Annotated in this window: 14 protein-coding genes and 1 tRNA gene; 11 read left to right on the forward strand and 4 right to left on the reverse strand. The window is 69.2% G+C overall.

Annotated features, from left to right (window positions below):
* Nucleotides 1-236 precede the first annotated feature (236 nt).
* Nucleotides 237-3449 carry a bacterio-opsin activator domain-containing protein gene (locus tag DVH23_RS14165; RefSeq protein ID WP_114578084.1) on the reverse strand — a complete coding sequence of 1071 codons (3213 nt, stop codon included), beginning with the start codon at nt 3447-3449 and terminating at the stop codon, nt 237-239.
* A gap of 50 nt (nt 3450-3499) precedes the next feature.
* Entirely contained in the window at nt 3500-4315 is an 816-nt protein-coding gene (locus DVH23_RS14170) for an aldo/keto reductase (RefSeq protein WP_114578085.1), read from the reverse strand.
* A gap of 126 nt (nt 4316-4441) precedes the next feature.
* Between DVH23_RS14170 and DVH23_RS14175 the strand changes: the two genes are divergently transcribed.
* Together DVH23_RS14175 and DVH23_RS14180 are read left to right on the forward strand one after the other, a co-directional pair.
* On the forward strand, nt 4442-5161 hold the full coding sequence (locus DVH23_RS14175; protein ID WP_114578086.1) for an ABC transporter ATP-binding protein: 720 nt from the start codon (nt 4442-4444) through the stop codon (nt 5159-5161).
* The gene (locus tag DVH23_RS14180) at nt 5158-6399 is read left to right on the forward strand and encodes an ABC transporter permease (RefSeq protein ID WP_114578087.1); all 1242 of its coding nucleotides are present in this window, start codon (nt 5158-5160) and stop codon (nt 6397-6399) included. The genes DVH23_RS14175 and DVH23_RS14180 overlap by 4 nt, the downstream gene beginning before the upstream one ends.
* Before the next feature lie 3 nt (nt 6400-6402).
* Here DVH23_RS14180 and DVH23_RS14185 read toward each other — a convergent pair whose 3' ends face one another.
* The gene (locus DVH23_RS14185; RefSeq protein ID WP_114578088.1) at nt 6403-7710 is read right to left on the reverse strand and encodes a carboxypeptidase-like regulatory domain-containing protein; all 1308 of its coding nucleotides are present in this window, start codon (nt 7708-7710) and stop codon (nt 6403-6405) included.
* 100 nt (nt 7711-7810) lie between these two features.
* Here DVH23_RS14185 and DVH23_RS14190 point away from each other — a divergent pair, with 100 nt between their 5' ends.
* Genes DVH23_RS14190 through DVH23_RS14200 form a run of 3 tightly spaced genes read left to right on the forward strand, consistent with a single transcriptional unit; the run spans nt 7811 to nt 10076 of the window.
* A complete protein-coding gene (locus DVH23_RS14190; RefSeq protein WP_114578089.1) occupies nt 7811-8791 on the forward strand; it encodes a metal-dependent hydrolase in 981 nt (326 codons plus the stop codon).
* A 39-nt stretch (nt 8792-8830) separates the two neighbouring features.
* On the forward strand, nt 8831-9439 hold the full coding sequence (locus tag DVH23_RS14195; RefSeq protein WP_157972404.1) for a hypothetical protein: 609 nt from the start codon (nt 8831-8833) through the stop codon (nt 9437-9439).
* On the forward strand, nt 9432-10076 hold the full coding sequence (locus tag DVH23_RS14200; protein ID WP_114578091.1) for a hypothetical protein: 645 nt from the start codon (nt 9432-9434) through the stop codon (nt 10074-10076). The genes DVH23_RS14195 and DVH23_RS14200 overlap by 8 nt, the downstream gene beginning before the upstream one ends.
* Nucleotides 10077-10250: 174 nt before the next feature.
* Here the strand turns inward: DVH23_RS14200 and DVH23_RS14205 are convergent.
* Nucleotides 10251-10321: transfer RNA gene (locus DVH23_RS14205), tRNA-Gly, on the reverse strand.
* A gap of 201 nt (nt 10322-10522) precedes the next feature.
* Here DVH23_RS14205 and DVH23_RS14210 point away from each other — a divergent pair.
* The 6 genes from DVH23_RS14210 to DVH23_RS14235 are packed head-to-tail and all read left to right on the forward strand — an operon-like array spanning nt 10523 to nt 14563.
* Nucleotides 10523-11374, forward strand: coding sequence for a putative RNA uridine N3 methyltransferase (locus DVH23_RS14210; RefSeq protein ID WP_114578092.1), 852 nt, complete (start codon nt 10523-10525; stop codon nt 11372-11374).
* A 4-nt stretch (nt 11375-11378) separates the two neighbouring features.
* Entirely contained in the window at nt 11379-12398 is a 1020-nt protein-coding gene (locus tag DVH23_RS14215) for a 50S ribosomal protein L3 (protein WP_114578093.1), read from the forward strand.
* 18 nt (nt 12399-12416) lie between these two features.
* Nucleotides 12417-13169, forward strand: a complete 753-nt coding sequence (gene rpl4p / locus DVH23_RS14220) for a 50S ribosomal protein L4 (protein WP_114578094.1) — start codon at nt 12417-12419, stop codon at nt 13167-13169.
* Nucleotides 13166-13420, forward strand: coding sequence for a 50S ribosomal protein L23 (locus tag DVH23_RS14225; RefSeq protein ID WP_114578095.1), 255 nt, complete (start codon nt 13166-13168; stop codon nt 13418-13420). Before rpl4p ends, DVH23_RS14225 begins: the two co-directional genes overlap by 4 nt.
* 1 nt (nt 13421) lies before the next feature.
* A complete protein-coding gene (locus tag DVH23_RS14230) occupies nt 13422-14144 on the forward strand; it encodes a 50S ribosomal protein L2 (protein ID WP_114578096.1) in 723 nt (240 codons plus the stop codon).
* Nucleotides 14141-14563, forward strand: a complete 423-nt coding sequence (locus DVH23_RS14235) for a 30S ribosomal protein S19 (RefSeq protein ID WP_114578097.1) — start codon at nt 14141-14143, stop codon at nt 14561-14563. Before DVH23_RS14230 ends, DVH23_RS14235 begins: the two co-directional genes overlap by 4 nt.
* Nucleotides 14564-14569: the final 6 nt, after the last annotated feature.

The raw sequence follows: 14569 nt of genomic DNA on the forward strand, positions 1-14569 counted from the left end.
GGTGGGGCCCGCCGCGGGGCCGAAAGGAGATGATTACTGGAAGCGGGTCGTGGCGTCCGAGGGCGTCCGGGTGTCGGCCTGCAGGACGAAGAAATGGTTGCGAACGTTCTCGATCCGACCGACCGCGGATACGAACCATCTAGATCCGTGGCGCGTCAGTCGCAGCGAACCCGCCGAAATCACCGGGGACCGGACTAAACGGACGATCCCGTCCGGTAGATGGACGGTACCACGACTCACGACCGGTCGAACAGCAGCTCACAGAGCTTCCGTTCGGCCTCCCGGAGATGGTGGGTGAACGTCGACTGGGAGATCTCGAGGGTCTCGGAGAGCTCGCTGCCGGTCCGGTGGCGGGGCGACTCGAAGAACCCGCTCCGGTAGGCGGTCCGGATGACCTCCTCCTGGCGGGCGGTAAGCCGGTCCTCGTATGCGGTCCGGAACGTCCGCCGGCTTCCGAGGGGACGGGCCCGGGTGTGGCGCGTGAGCAGTTCGAGGTCGGGAACCCGCTCCCGGACGCCCTCGACGAACGCCCGGACGTCCGCCGAGCGGTCCAGATCGACGACGGCGGTCGCGACCCCCTCCTCAATCGACAGCGAGCTGACGACGGCATCGCCCTCCCGCAGCGTCGAGGCGAGGGTCGGCTCCGCGGGGTGAACCCGGAACGGGGAGTCGCCCTCCCGGTCGGCGATGGCGCCGACGCCCTCGATCGGGACGGCGTCCTCGGCGGCCGCGAGGAACGCCTCGGGATCGCCCGCGACGGTGACGAAGACCGCGTCCGGCCCGCCGGGTCGGGGGACGATTCCCTCGACCTCGAACGTACACCCCGTTTCCCGCGAGAGCCGGGCGAGGGGCGTCTCCGAACCCCGCGAGCGGACCGTCAGCTCGACGACGCTGTCGGTCCGCCGCGTCTCGCGGGCCTCGACCGCGTGGATCGCGTGGGCAATCGTCCGGCCCAGCTCCGCCAGGACCTCGCGGTCGCGCTCGTCGGGTCGCGGGCTGGCGCCGTAGACCTTCAGGACGCCGTAGATCGATTCCTCGTAGACGAGCGGGATCGAGAGACACGATCGCCCGCCCCGCTCCAGGGCGGCCTCGCGCCACGGGCCGGCCCGGGGGTCGGTGGCGACGTCGGCGACGACCTGGGCCTCCCGGCGCTCGACGGCGGCGACGATCGGGTCGTCGCGTGCGGGCTCGTCGGCCACGAGCTCCTCGACGGTGCCGGCGCCGATACCGGCCCACTCCCGGGGCTCGACCCGCCCGGCGGCGGGGTCGTACTCGCCGATCCAGGCGAACGCGAACCGGTCTGCGTCGGCCAGTCGCTCACAGACCGCCCGGTCGATCCCCGCGAGGGTGTCCGCCTGGACCAGCGCCTGATCGATGTCGCGGATGAGCGTGTTGAGCCGGTCCAGGCGCTCGAGTTCCTCGTTTTGGTCCTCGAGCCGGCGCTCCCCCTCAGCGCGGTCGAGGGCTGCCTCGATCGTCGCCGCGACGGTCCCCGCGAGGTCGACTGCCGTCTCGTCGAACCGCCCGGACTCGGTCGTCCCCAGACGGACGACGCCGTGTCTGCCGAGGGGGACCAGCGCACAGGTCTCCAGGGGAAGTTCCTCGGGCAGATCCTCCTCGACGGCGATCGCACCCCCGACGAACGCCTCCCAGATCCGCTCGTCGAACCCCTCGGGGAACCCGTCGACGTCGATGGCCGTCCCCGGATCGACGCTGCTCGCCGCCCGCTCGATCTCGCCGCGCTCGTCGTACCGCCAGAGGGCGGCGTACTCGACCCCGAGGGTCTCCCGGACGACCTCGGGGGCGCGCTCGCGGATCCCGTCGGGATCGGCGTCGATCAGTTCCCGGCCGACCGCGTTCAGCCGCTCGATCGTCGCCCTGGTCCGCTTTCGCTCGGTGACGTCCTGGAAGATCACGCCGACTCGCCCCTCCGATCCGTCGCCGACCCGGAAGGCGTACAGCTCGAGGATCCGCCCCGTCGTCCGGAGTTCGCGTTCGAACCGGGTCGATTCGCCCGTCTCGAGGACCTCCCGGTAGGCCTCGATCCAGCCGTCGGCCTCCTCGGGAACCACCTCCCGGATCGTCCGCCCGACGACGTCTACGACGCCGCTTTCGGCCTCGAACGCCGGGTTCGCCTCGACGAACCGGAAGTCCGTCGGCCCCTCGCCGTCGCAGCGTTCGAGGACGCAAAACCCCTCGTCGATCGACTCGAACAGCGTCCGGTAGCGGCGCTCGCTCTCGCGGAGTCGCTCGTAGGCCCGCTCTTTCGCCCGGTAGAGCTCCTGACCCCGGAGCATCACGTCGCCGGTGAGCCGGGAGTCGTCGGCCGGAAACCCCTCCAGGATCGTCTCGATCTCCCCGTCGTCGAGCCGTTCGACGACCGGCGTCACGTCCTCGACGCGGTGGATGACGTAGTCGATCTCACCCGTCGAACCGAAGACCGGCGAGTTGATCGGGTTCCACCACCGTTCGACGAACTCCCCCTCCGAGTCGGGGTCGGGGATCGGGTAATAGGTGATCGACATCACGTCGCTTTCGCCCTCCGTCTCGACGCGATCGAGGGAGTCTCTGAGCCGTGAGACGCCTTCGGCGGGATCGGCGGGATCGGCCGGGAAGACCGAAAAGAGGCTCTCGCCCAGGATCGCCTCGCGTTCGGTCATCGTCGACTCGAGGTAGGCGTCGCTGACGGCGACGATCTCGTAGCTCCCGGGTTCGACGACGAGGTAGTTGCCGGGGACGTTCTCGAACAGCTGTCGGAACGTCGATTCGGCCGCCGCCGCCTCCGCCTCCCTGCGCTCGGTGGCGTCCCGGGAGATCCCGGCGACGAACTCGACCGCGCCGTCTCCTCCCCGGATCGGGCTGAGGACGTACTCGTGGTAGCCCTCCGCGTCCGCGGGCTCGGTGTAGGGGGCCTCGCCCTGGACCGTCTCCCCGGTCTCGAACACCCGCTCGACCTCGCCCTCGAGGCGGTCGCTCTCCCCGGGGGGCGTCCCCAACTCCCGGTTCGTTCTGCCGAGGTACTCGCCGTCGGCCATCCCCCAGAACGCCTCGAGGGACTCGTTTGCGTACACCAGCTCTTTCTCGCGGTTCCAGACGTAGACGTAGTCGTCGACGTTCGAGAGGATCGCGTCGAGAAAGCGTCCCTCCCGGTCGAACTCGTCGTCGAACGGCTCCCGGCTGGCATCGTCGCCCGCCAGCACACCGTCTGCGTCCGCGCCGTCGTCGTCGATCCCGCCGACCGGCGGCCGCCACCAGACCCGACCGCGGGAGCCGACCTTCTTCGTCTCGAGGACCCCCTCCTCGACCAGGGCCTCCAGCTTGTTGTAGACGGTCCGGGAGGTACAGTCGAACTCCGTGGCGACCTCCGGGGTCGTAAGCGGCGTGCCGGGAGGAGCGAGGTCCCCTACCACCTCGAGGACCTCCCCGGGCGACGGCGCTGACCGACTCATATCCCCCGAAGCGGATCGAGGACGAAAAGGATTCCGTCGACAGAAGCAAGTTACAGCCCGAGCCGGTCGGCGAGCCTGTCGGGGAGGTCGCCGCCGACGGCAAAGAGGTCGCGGCGCTGCTCCCCGGAGAGCTCGAAGTCGAACACCTCGAAGTTCTCCCGGACGTGCTCGGGCGAGGAGGACATCGGGATCGGCGAGACCTGGGGCTGTTCGAGCAGCCACCGGATCGCGACCTGGGCCGGGGTCTTGTCGTGGGCCGCCGCGACCTCGCCGAGCGTGTCGTCGTCGAGCAGGTCGCCGACGCCGAGCGGGCTGTACGCGGTGAGGACGACGTCGTTCTCGATGCAGTAGGCGAGAAGGTCGTCCTGGCGGTGCTCGACGTGGTACTCGACCTGGTTGGTGACGATCGGCGCGTCCGACAGTTCCTCGGCCTCCCGGGTCTGGGCGACCGAGAAGTTAGAGACGCCGAGGTGAGAGACCAGCCCGTCGTCGCGGACCTCGTTCATCGCATCCAGGGTCTCCTCGTGGCTCACGTCGTCGTTGGGCGAGTGGATCAGGAGGAGGTCCACGGTCTCGACGCCGAGGTTCTCGACGCTTTCGTGGACCGACTCGACGGCGGCGTCGTGGGCGCGGTTGTCGTCGGCGAGCTTGGTCGTCACGAACACCTCCTCGCGGTCGACGGCGGAGTTCTCTATGGCCTCGCCGACGGCGGGCTCGCTGCCGTAGATCTGGGCGGTGTCGATGTGGCGATAGCCCGCCTCGAGGGCGGCCTCGATCGCTCTCACCCGGACGTCGTGGTCGTCCATCCGTGCGGTGCCGAAGCCGAGCGCGGGGATCTCGACGTCGCCTGCGGTGACGGTTCGCATACCGCCGGCTTCGCCGACGCCGGCCAAAAGCGTTCGCCCGGCGGCTCCGGATGCCGGTTCGAACCGACGGTTCGGGTTCACGTACCACCCCCAGAATAATGTAGATCGAGGGACTAGTTCGAGGGGATGTCAACGGGGGAACCTGCGTCGGAGGGGGGATCGCCGGTCGTCGCTCGCGACGTCCGAAGGACGTACTACATGGGGGAGCCGGTGGACGCCCTCGACGGCGTCTCGCTGTCGCTCCCTGCCGGATCGTACACCGCGGTGATGGGGCCGAGCGGCTCGGGCAAGAGCACGCTGATGAACCTCCTGGGCTGTCTCGACACGCCCGACGAGGGGACGGTCGAGATCGGCGGTCGCTCCGTCGGCGACCTCTCGGGAGGCGAACGCGCCCGCCTGCGGGGGACCGAGATCGGGTTCGTCTTCCAGACGTTCAACCTCATGCCCCGGCTCACCGCCGCCGAGAACGTGACGCTGCCGCTGGTCTTTCACGACGGCGTCGAGGCCGGTCGCCACGAGCGCGCGGAAACGCTGCTTTCGCGGGTGGGACTGGGCGACCGCCTCGATCACGCGCCCAACGAGCTCTCGGGCGGACAGCGCCAGCGCGTCGCCATCGCGCGGGCGCTCGCGAACGAACCCACGCTCCTGCTGGCCGACGAGCCGACGGGCAACCTGGATACCGAGACCGGCGACGAGATCCTGGCCGTCTTCGACGAACTCCAGGCCGCCGGCCGGACGATCCTGATGGTGACCCACGAGCGCCGGGTCGCCGAGCGCGCGGATCGGATCGTCCACCTGATCGACGGCGAGCTAGCGGAGATCGAGCAGCTGGAGGGCAAGCGATGAAGCTCCGCGAGAGCGTCCGGATCGGCTGGCGGGCGATCACCGGCCACAAGCTCCGGTCGACGCTGACCACCGTCGGCGTCATCATCGGCATCGCCTCCGTGATCGTCTTCATGGTGCTGGGGGGCGCGTTCACCGAGAACGTCGTCGGCGACCTGGACGACGAGAGCGAGCCGGTGATGCAGGTCGTCACCCAGACCGAGCCCGAGACCGGCACCGGGATCATGTTCGTCGAGGCGCCGATCTACACCGAGTCCGACGTCGAGGCCATCGAGAGAATGGACGGCGTCGACTACGTCGCGCCCTCGGGGAGCCTCCCCGCGGTCCAGCTCTCGCACGGCGAGGAGAGCCAGACCGGGACGGTCGGCGTCGAGGCGACGATCCCCGAACGGTTCGGCAACGAGTCGATGTACCCCCTCGAGGACGGCGAGACGTTCTCGCCGTCCGCCGACGACGAGGCGGTCGTCAGTGGCCAGGCCGCCCGGCTGTTCGAGGACAACGTCTCGGTCGGCGACGAGCTCTCGATCACGTTCGAGGACGGCGAGACGAAAACGGTCACGGCGGTCGGAATCGCCAACGCCAGCGTCGGCGGACAGCCGAGCCAGCCGACGGTCTACCTCCCCGTCGACTCCCACTACGAACTCACCATCGAGACCCCCGACGGAGAGACCGAACGGGCCTACCCCTCCCTCGAGGTGCGCGCCGAGAGCATGGACGACGTCGATCCGACGAAGGAGGCAATCACGGAGTACTTCGAGACGGACGCGGACGCTCGGGAACTGAAGGACGACGAGCACACGATCGCGGTCCAGACGGTCGACGACGCGGTCGACCAGGTCGCGGGGATCGTCGACCAGCTGACGGTGTTCATCGGCGGGATCGCCGCCATCTCGCTGGTCGTCGGCTCGATCGGGATCGCCAACATCATGATCGTCTCGGTGACCGAACGGACCCGCGAGATCGGCGTGATGAAGGCCGTCGGCGCGCGCAAACGCGACATCGTCCAGCTCTTCTTGCTCGAGTCGGTGATCCTCGGATCGATCGGCGCGGTCGTCGGCGTCGCCGCCGGGATCGGGCTCGGCTACCTCGCGGTCTCGATGCTCGGCTGGCCGATGGTCTATCCCCTACAGTGGATCGCCATTGCGGCCGCCGTCGGCGTCGGCGTGGGGGTCCTCTCGGGGCTCTATCCGGCCTGGCGGGCGGCCAGCGTCGATCCCATCGAGGCGCTCAGACGGGAGTAGGGCTCACGCCGGCGCGAGTTCGACGGTGAGCTCGGTCGCACCGTCGTGGTCGTACTCGACCGTCCGGGACTCGTAGTCCGGATGAGAGATCTCGATCGTATAGGTGTTCTCGTAGATCCGGTCCGGGTAGACCCCCTCGGAATCGGTCTCGCCGGTGAACACCAGCGGGACGTCGGCCGCGAGGGACTCGCCCTCGCCGCGGACGCTCGCGCCCTCGATCGGCTCGCCGTCGGGGTCGGTGACGATCAGGCGCAGTCCGGAGGTCGGCGGCGCACCCTCGGCGGCCTCGAGCTCCACGACAGCCTCCTCCCCGTCGTCGTTTTCGTACTCGACCGTCCGGCCTCGATAGTCGGGATGAGAGATCTCGACGGCGTACGTGCCGACCGGCGCCTCCGTGGCGTACGTCCCGTCGCCGCCGGTCTCGCCCTCGAGGACGCTCGGCCCCTCGGTCCGGATGCTCGCCCCCTCGATTCCCTCCCCGGCCGGACCGAGGACCCGGATCCCGAACGGCGCCGTCTCCGTGTCCTCCTCGCTCCCGCCGTCCTCCGAGTCGTCATCGTCGCCGCCGTCGGATCCGCCGGTATCATCGCTATCGTCCTCGTCGGTATCGTCTCCGCCGGAGTCGTCCTCGGAGTCATCGTCGCCGTCGGTATCGTCGTCATCCGACTCGTTAGTGTCGTCATCGACGGAACCGTTCTCGGAACCATCGCCGGAGTCGTCACCGCTATCCTCCTCCCCGGAGCCGTCGTCGCTCCCGTTCCCGTCGCTCGAACCGTCGTCGGTCTCGGTCCCCTGGGAACCGTCCCCGTCACCGGAGTCGCCGTCACTGTCGTCGTCGGTGTCCCCGTTGCCGGAGTCGTCAGTGTCCTCGTCCTCATCGGTGTCTTCCGATCCATCGGATCCGCCCCCCTCGGTATCCGTCGTCTCGTCGGCGGTATCGTCGTCGGCGTCCGATCCGTCGCCCCCGTCGTCGGCGCTCCCTTCGCTCTCAGTGCTCGAGTCCCCGTCGTCCGATCCGTCGGTATCGTTGCCCGACTCGGTATCGTCGTCGCCTTCGGTGTCGTTGTCGATCGCGGTGTCGTTTCCGGCCTCGTCCCCCTCTCCGTCCGCCCCCTCGGCGGTGTCGTTCTCCGCGTCCCCATCGGAGTCGTTCCCGCCAGTGTCGTTCCCGTCGGTGTCGGTGGAGTCGTCGCCGGTCCCGTTGCCGTTCCCGCCCTCGGATTCGTTCTCCTCCTCGATCCGCTCGGCCGCACAGCCGGCGAGCCCGGCCGCGAGAACGGTGCCGGCCGACAGGAACTCTCGACGTCGCATACCCCGACTATCGATCCGAGCGAAATGAATCTATGGGATGCATCGTGCACGAACGATCGGGCGCGACGCTTATGCTCGCCCGATCCCTACGACTCGATCGATGTTCGTCGGCCACGCGCTCCTGGCGTTCGCCCTCGCGGCCCTGGCCGCCGAGTGGCGAGGCTGGGCCCGCCACCGCGTCGTCGCCCTCGGGATCCTCGCCGGCGCGTTCGCGGCGATCCCCGACGTCGACGTGGTCTACGCCGTCTTCGCGATGGACCCGGCCCACCTCGTCGCCGGCTCCACCGTCCGCCCCAGCGCTTTCTGGGGAGCCGTCGACGGCGTCCACCGCTCGATGACCCACTCGCTGATCGTCGCGGCGGTCGCCGGACCCGCGTTCGGGCTGTGGGCCCGCCCCCAGACCCCCGACCGCTCGCGAACGGCCGTCCGGGCGCTCTCGCTCGGCCCCCTCGGGGCACTCGTGGCCGTCGCGGCCGCCCTCGAGGGCCCCGCCGGCGGGGCGGTGATGGCCGCGTTCGCCGCGGCCGGCCTCGGGGTGGCGACGCTCGCGCGCCGTCACGCCGACCTCTCCCCGCGGGTCGTCGGGCTGGTCGCGACCGCGGGCCTGGCCTCTCATCCCTGGGGGGACTTCCTGACCGGCCAGCCGCCGGCGCTGCTCTACCCCCTCGACGCCGACCTCGCGACCGAGCGGGTCGTCCTCGCGGGGGACCCGACGCTGCACCTGCTCGCGACGTTCGCCCTCGAGCTGACCGTCGTCGCCCTCGCCGTGGCGGTGGTGGCACACCTGGCCGGCCGGTCGCCCCGCGGGCTCATCGACCGCCGCGCGACGCTGGGCGCGGGCTACGGCGCCATCGCGCTCGTGCTCGCGCCGCCGACGATCCACGTCGCCTACCCGTTCGTCCTCTCGATCCTCGCGGTCGGCGTCGTCTGTGGACTCTCGCGACCGCCGGTCGCCCTCCGAACCGAGGCGTGGCGCCGCCTGGAGGACCCATCGCGCACCCTCGAGACCGTCTCGACCGGGCTGGCCGGGGTCGCCCTCGCGCTGGGGAGCTACGCCGCCGTCTACCTCCTGGCGGGCTGATCCCCCACAGTAATGGGGCCCCGGAAGCGAGAGGAGAGCGTGTCCGGGTCGACGCTCACAGGGATGCTCGCGGACGGGAGACGAAACGCCGTCGCCGCCTGGCTGCTGGTCGCGCTCGCGGCCGCGGTCTGGGTCGGCGAACTCGTCGTCGCCGGCGTCCTCTGGTCTACGTTCGCGCTCGTGGTGGTGATCCTGGCGGTGCTCCCGCCGATCGCCTACCGGTCGCGGTACGTGATGCTCCCCTGGGAGGTGCTCGCGCTGGCGACGCTCCCCCTGATCGGGCTCGTCCTCGGGGCCGAGCGGTTCTCGGGGCCCCTCTTCGCCTACCTCGCGCTCGCGGCCGTCGGGCTCGTGATCGCCGTCGAGCTCGACGCGTTCACCTCGATCCGGATGTCCTCCGGGTTCGCCATCGTCCTCGTCGTCGCCGGAACGATGGCCGCCGCGGCGGTCTGGGAACTCCTCCAGTGGTACGCCGCCGTCCTGCTGGAACGGCCCTACGAGACGACCAACGACGAGCTGATGATCGAGTTCGCCTACTCGACGCTCGCGGGCGTCGCCGCCGGCGCGATCTTCCGGTGGTACTTCCGCGAACGGGTGTCGATCGACGACCGCATCCCGCCCGAGGCTCGAGGGAGGGTCGATGGCTGACCTGCGGCTCTCGGAGGCCGGCCAGCGCCGGCTTGTCCGCGCGATGGAACTCGTACTGGTCGGCCTGCTGTTCGTCGGGCTCGAGCGGGGCAGCGTCGGCGTCATCGTCAACACCGGCGTCGCGCTCCTCGTGGCTCGGCTCCCCTCGGTTCTCGAACGGGACTACGGCATCACGCTCGGACCGGGACTCGCGCTGTGGCTCACCGCCGCCGCCTTCCTCCACGCCGTCGGCGTCGTCGGCATCCCGGGAGCAGGCTGGACCTTCTACAGACAGGTGTGGTGGTGGGACCACGTCACCCACTCGCTGTCGGCCTCCGTCGTCGCCGCCGCCGGCTACGCCACCGTCCTCGCCTTCGAGCGCCACGCCGAGGCGGTCTCGATCCCGCCGCGGTTCATGTCCGTCGTCATCCTCGTGTTCGTCCTCGCCTTCGGCGTCGCCTGGGAGCTCCTCGAGTTCGCCATCGGGATCGTCGCCGACCTGCTCGGTACCCGGGGCATCCTCGTCCAGTACGGCATCGAGGACACCTTGCTCGACCTCACCTTCAACCTCATCGGCGGGGTGGTCGTCGCGATCTGGGGCGGGATCTACCTCACCGACCTCTCTGCCGTGATCGGCGAGCGTCTCGCCTCGCGGTGACTCCCCGACCGACCCGGTTTCGGACGGCGCTGGCTGGGATTTGAACCACGCTGAGACGGTCTCACTCGCTACGCTCGTGAGCGTGCGTCTTCCGTAAAATAGAGGGCGACTTCTCTGCTCCCCTGTGACGAGCACACGGTACGCGGTGCTCGTCGGAGTCGTTCGCCGTAGAAGTGCGCTGGCTGGGATTTGAACCCAGGTTGTGACCATGGCAAGGTCACGTGATACCACTACACTACCAGCGCCCTGTATTCAATCGTACAGCCGGAAGGGTGTATAAGGATTGCGAATCGGATGGGGTATCCTGACGATCGGTCGCATGACCCCAATTCTCACGATAACGGTGGTGTGAGCCGTTGACAGCCCCGAGCGAATCCGCTACTCTTTTAGGGCCATCGGCGCAATGATCGCTACAGTCTAGTGGCGAGACGCCCAAGCGCCACGGGATGACAGTCAGCGTACTCGTGCCGTCGTCGGTCTGCCGCGAGGCAGAAGACAAACGCGAGGCGACCCGAAAACTCGGCTACATCGCCCGCGCGGCGACGGTCTTCCGCGCCGACCGTCTCGTCGTCTTCCCCGACCGGGAAGGCGAGAGGCGACTCGGTGGCGGGTTCGTCGAAACCGTGCTGCGGTACGCCGCGACGCCGCCATACCTCAAAACCGAGGTGTGGGGCAAGCGCGACGAACTGGAGTACGTCGGTGTCCTCCCGCCGCTGCGTGTCGCGTCACGGACCGGCTCCGAATCGAACGGTTCGGGGTCGATAAGACAAGGGATCGTGACCGAGGTCGGACCTGAAGGCCGCGTCCGGGTCAATTGCGGACTGCAACACCCGATCTCCCTCAACCAGCCTCCCGGAATGGAGGTCTCCGAGGGGGAGCGCGTCACCGTCAGGATCTCTTCGCGACGACCGGTCCGCGCGAAACTGGTCGATCGGCCCGTTCCGGGGCTGTCGATCTGCCGCGCGGACCTTCGGACAGCACTCGGCCGTGAGGACGCCGGCGTCCCCATCGCGGCCTCCCGCTACGGTGAAGAACTCACCGTCGGGCGGCTGGGGAGGTTGGCCGGACGGGTCGGTGACGGGATGACCGTCGCCTTCGGCTCGCCCGAGAGAGGGCTGCCCGACATCCTCGGCATTGAGGCGTCGGCCGTCGGCGCCGACGGTGCCGAGAACGGAGTCGAACCCGCCGATCCGGGGTTCGACCTCTGGCTGAACACGGTTCCGGATCAGGGCAGCGAGGTCGTACGGACGGAGGAAGCGATGTTCGCGACCCTCGCCTGCCTCACACTGCCAGCGTGATAGAATGCCACAACCGAACTCACCACGGAAAGGCTCACTCGGGTTCGGCCCACGAAAGCGCGCGGCCAGCGAGGTCCCGCGATTCAACTCGTGGCCGGACGACGACGGACAGCCGACGCTCCAGGGCTTTGCGGGCTACAAGGCCGGCATGACCCACGTCGTGATGATCGACGACGAGGCGAACTCGTCGACGGAGGGAATGGAGACGACCGTTCCCGTCACGATCGTGGAGACGCCGCCGATGCGCGCCGTCGCCCTGCGTGCGTACGAGGACACACCGTACGGACAGAAACCGATCACCGAGGTCTGGACGACCGAACTCGAGGACGACCTCGAACGCGTCCTGGACCTCCCCGGTGACGACTACGACGCCGACGCGGCCGAGGACGACCTCCGCCGGGCGGCCGACGAGGGCCGCATCGCCGACGTCAGGGTCATCACCCACACCGTCCCGGGATCGGTGCCGTCGGTCCCCAAGAAGCGACCGGACGTCATGGAGACCCGCGTCGGCGGGGGCTCGATCGACGACCGACTCGACTACGCGCTCGAGCTCGTCGCCGACGGCGGCGAGCACGCGATGAACGACGTCTTCCGCGCCGGCGAGTACGTCGACGCCGGCGGCGTCACGAAAGGAAAGGGCACCCAGGGCCCCGTCAAGCGCTGGGGCGTCCAGAAACGCAAGGGCAAACACGCCCGCCAGGGCTGGCGCCGACGGATCGGCAACCTCGGTCCCTGGAACCCCTCGCGCGTGCGCTCGACGGTCCCCCAGCAGGGCCAGACCGGCTACCACCAGCGCACCGAACTCAACAAGCGTCTCGTCACCGTCGGCGACGGCGCCGACGCGACGGTCGAGGGCGGCTTCGTCAACTACGGCGAGGTCGACGGCCCCCACGCGTTGATCAAGGGTTCGCTCCCCGGACCGGAAAAGCGCCTCGTGCGCTTCCGGCCGGCGATCCGACCGGGAGACCAGCCGCGCCTCGATCCCGAGGTCCGGTTCGTCTCCACCGCATCCAACCAGGGATAAACTGGCTAACGCACACCAATGAAAGCAACAGCATACGACCTGGACGGAAGCGACGCGGGGGAGGTCGAACTCCCGTCGGTCTTCGAGACCGATTACCGGCCGGACGTCATCGGCCGGGCCGTCCGCGCCGCCCAGGCGAACCGAAAACAGGAGTACGGCGCCGACGAGTTCGCCGGCAAGCGGACGCCGGCCGAATCGTACGGCAGCGGCCGCGGGATGGCCCACGTTCCCCGCCAGGACGGGCGCGCACGCCGCGTCCCCCAGGCGATCAAGGGGCGCAAGGCCCACCCGCCGAAAGCCGAGAAGGATTGGAGCGAATCGATCAACACCAAAGAGAAGCGGCTCGCGGTCCGCAGCGCGATCGCAGCGACGGCCGACGCCGACCTCGTCGCGGAACGCGGTCATCGAATCGAGAGCGACCTCGAGTTCCCGCTGGTCGTCACCGACGAGTTCGAGGACCTCGAAAAGACCAGGGAGGTCGTCGACTTCCTCGAAACCGTCGGCCTCGCGGGCGACGTCGCCCGCGCCGACGAGGGCCGGTCGATCCGCTCGGGCCGCGGGACGACCCGTGGCCGCAAGTATAAGGAGCCGTCGTCGATCCTCTTCGTGACGAGCACCGAGGCGGGGCCCTCCCGGGCCGCGCGGAACCTCGCGGGCGCCGACGTGGCGACCGCGAGCGAGGTCAACGCCGAGGACCTCGCGCCGGGCGCGGAGGGCGGTCGGCTCACGGTCTGGACGGAAAGCGCCGTCGAGGAGGTGGCCGAGCGATGAGCGGCGTCATCGACTACCCGCTGGTCACCGAGAAGGCGATGAACGACATGGACTTCGAGAACAAGCTCCAGTTCGTCGTCCACCTGGACGCCACCAAACCCGAGATCAGGGAGGCGATCGAGGACCAGTTCGACGTCTCCGTCTCCGGGGTCAACACACAGATCACGATGAAAGGGAAGAAAAAGGCAACCGTCAGACTGAGCGAGGACGACGACGCACAGGAAGTCGCCTCGCGGATCGGGGTGTTCTGAGATGGGACGACGGATCCTCGGCCAACGACGCGGCCGCGGCACGCCGACGTTCCGGGCACCCTCCCACCGGTACAAGGAGAACTTAGAGCACAAGAAACCCGAGGACGGCGACGTCGTCCGCGGGACGGTCGTCGACGTCGAACACGACCCCGCGCGGTCGGCGCCGGTCGTCGCCGTCGAGTTCGAGGACGGCGACCAGCGTCTGATCCTCGCGCCGGAAGGAATCACGGTCGGCGACGAGATCCAGGTCGGGATCAGCGCCGAGATCGCACCCGGGAACACGCTGCCCCTGGCGGAGATCCCCGAGGGCGTTCCGATCTGTAACGTCGAGGCCAACCAGGGCGACGGCGGGAAGTTCGCCCGTGCTTCGGGCGTCAACGCCGACCTCGTGACCCACGACCGCAACGCGGCAGTGATCCAGCTTCCGAGCGGCGAGGTCAAACGGCTGGATCCCCAGTGTCGGGCCACCATCGGCGTCGTCGCCGGCGGCGGCCGGACCGAGAAGCCGTTCGTCAAGGCCGGCAACAAGTATCACAAGATGAAAGCACGGGGCACGAAGTGGCCCCGCGTCCGGGGCGTCGCGATGAACGCCATCGACCACCCGTTCGGCGGCGGCGGTCGCCAGCACCCGGGCAAGCCCAAATCCGTCTCGCGCAACGCGCCGCCGGGACGGAAAGTGGGAGACATCTCCTCCCGACGAACCGGGCGGGGTGGTAACGAATGAGTTCCGAGTACAGAACCGGCCGCGAGGGCGAGTTTACCTACCGCGGTCACACGCTAGACGACCTCCAGGGAATGGACCTCGAGGAGGTCGCCGAACTGCTGCCCGCACGGATGCGGCGAAGCATCGACCGCGGGCTCTCCGTCGAGAAGCAGAAGCTCCTCGAGGAGGCCCGCGAGGCCGAGGAGGAGGAGACGGCGAACTCGCCGATCAGGACCCACCTGCGGGACATGCCGATCGTCCCCGAGTTCGTCGATCTCACCTTCGAGGTCTACACCGGACAGAGCTTCGAGCGCGTGCGCGTCCAGCCCGAGATGATCGGCCACTACCTGGGCGAGTTCCAGCTGACCCGCAACTCGGTCGAACACGGCCAGGCGGGGATCGGCGCGACGCGCTCCTCGAAGTTCGTCCCACTGAAGTGATCCACG

It is taken from the genome of Saliphagus sp. LR7 (genome assembly GCF_003344565.1).
GTDB lineage: Archaea > Halobacteriota > Halobacteria > Halobacteriales > Natrialbaceae > Saliphagus > Saliphagus infecundisoli.

Coding starts and splice junctions, on each gene's coding strand:
- DVH23_RS14165 (WP_114578084.1), bottom strand. CDS start 3,449: ATGAGTCGGTCAGCGCCGTCGCCCGGGGAGGTCCTCGAGGTGGTAGGG.
- DVH23_RS14170 (WP_114578085.1), bottom strand. CDS start 4,315: ATGCGAACCGTCACCGCAGGCGACGTCGAGATCCCCGCGCTCGGCTTC.
- DVH23_RS14175 (WP_114578086.1), top strand. CDS start 4,442: ATGTCAACGGGGGAACCTGCGTCGGAGGGGGGATCGCCGGTCGTCGCT.
- DVH23_RS14180 (WP_114578087.1), top strand. CDS start 5,158: ATGAAGCTCCGCGAGAGCGTCCGGATCGGCTGGCGGGCGATCACCGGC.
- DVH23_RS14185 (WP_114578088.1), bottom strand. CDS start 7,710: ATGCGACGTCGAGAGTTCCTGTCGGCCGGCACCGTTCTCGCGGCCGGG.
- DVH23_RS14190 (WP_114578089.1), top strand. CDS start 7,811: ATGTTCGTCGGCCACGCGCTCCTGGCGTTCGCCCTCGCGGCCCTGGCC.
- DVH23_RS14200 (WP_114578091.1), top strand. CDS start 9,432: ATGGCTGACCTGCGGCTCTCGGAGGCCGGCCAGCGCCGGCTTGTCCGC.
- DVH23_RS14210 (WP_114578092.1), top strand. CDS start 10,523: ATGACAGTCAGCGTACTCGTGCCGTCGTCGGTCTGCCGCGAGGCAGAA.
- DVH23_RS14215 (WP_114578093.1), top strand. CDS start 11,379: ATGCCACAACCGAACTCACCACGGAAAGGCTCACTCGGGTTCGGCCCA.
- rpl4p (WP_114578094.1), top strand. CDS start 12,417: ATGAAAGCAACAGCATACGACCTGGACGGAAGCGACGCGGGGGAGGTC.
- DVH23_RS14225 (WP_114578095.1), top strand. CDS start 13,166: ATGAGCGGCGTCATCGACTACCCGCTGGTCACCGAGAAGGCGATGAAC.
- DVH23_RS14230 (WP_114578096.1), top strand. CDS start 13,422: ATGGGACGACGGATCCTCGGCCAACGACGCGGCCGCGGCACGCCGACG.
- DVH23_RS14235 (WP_114578097.1), top strand. CDS start 14,141: ATGAGTTCCGAGTACAGAACCGGCCGCGAGGGCGAGTTTACCTACCGC.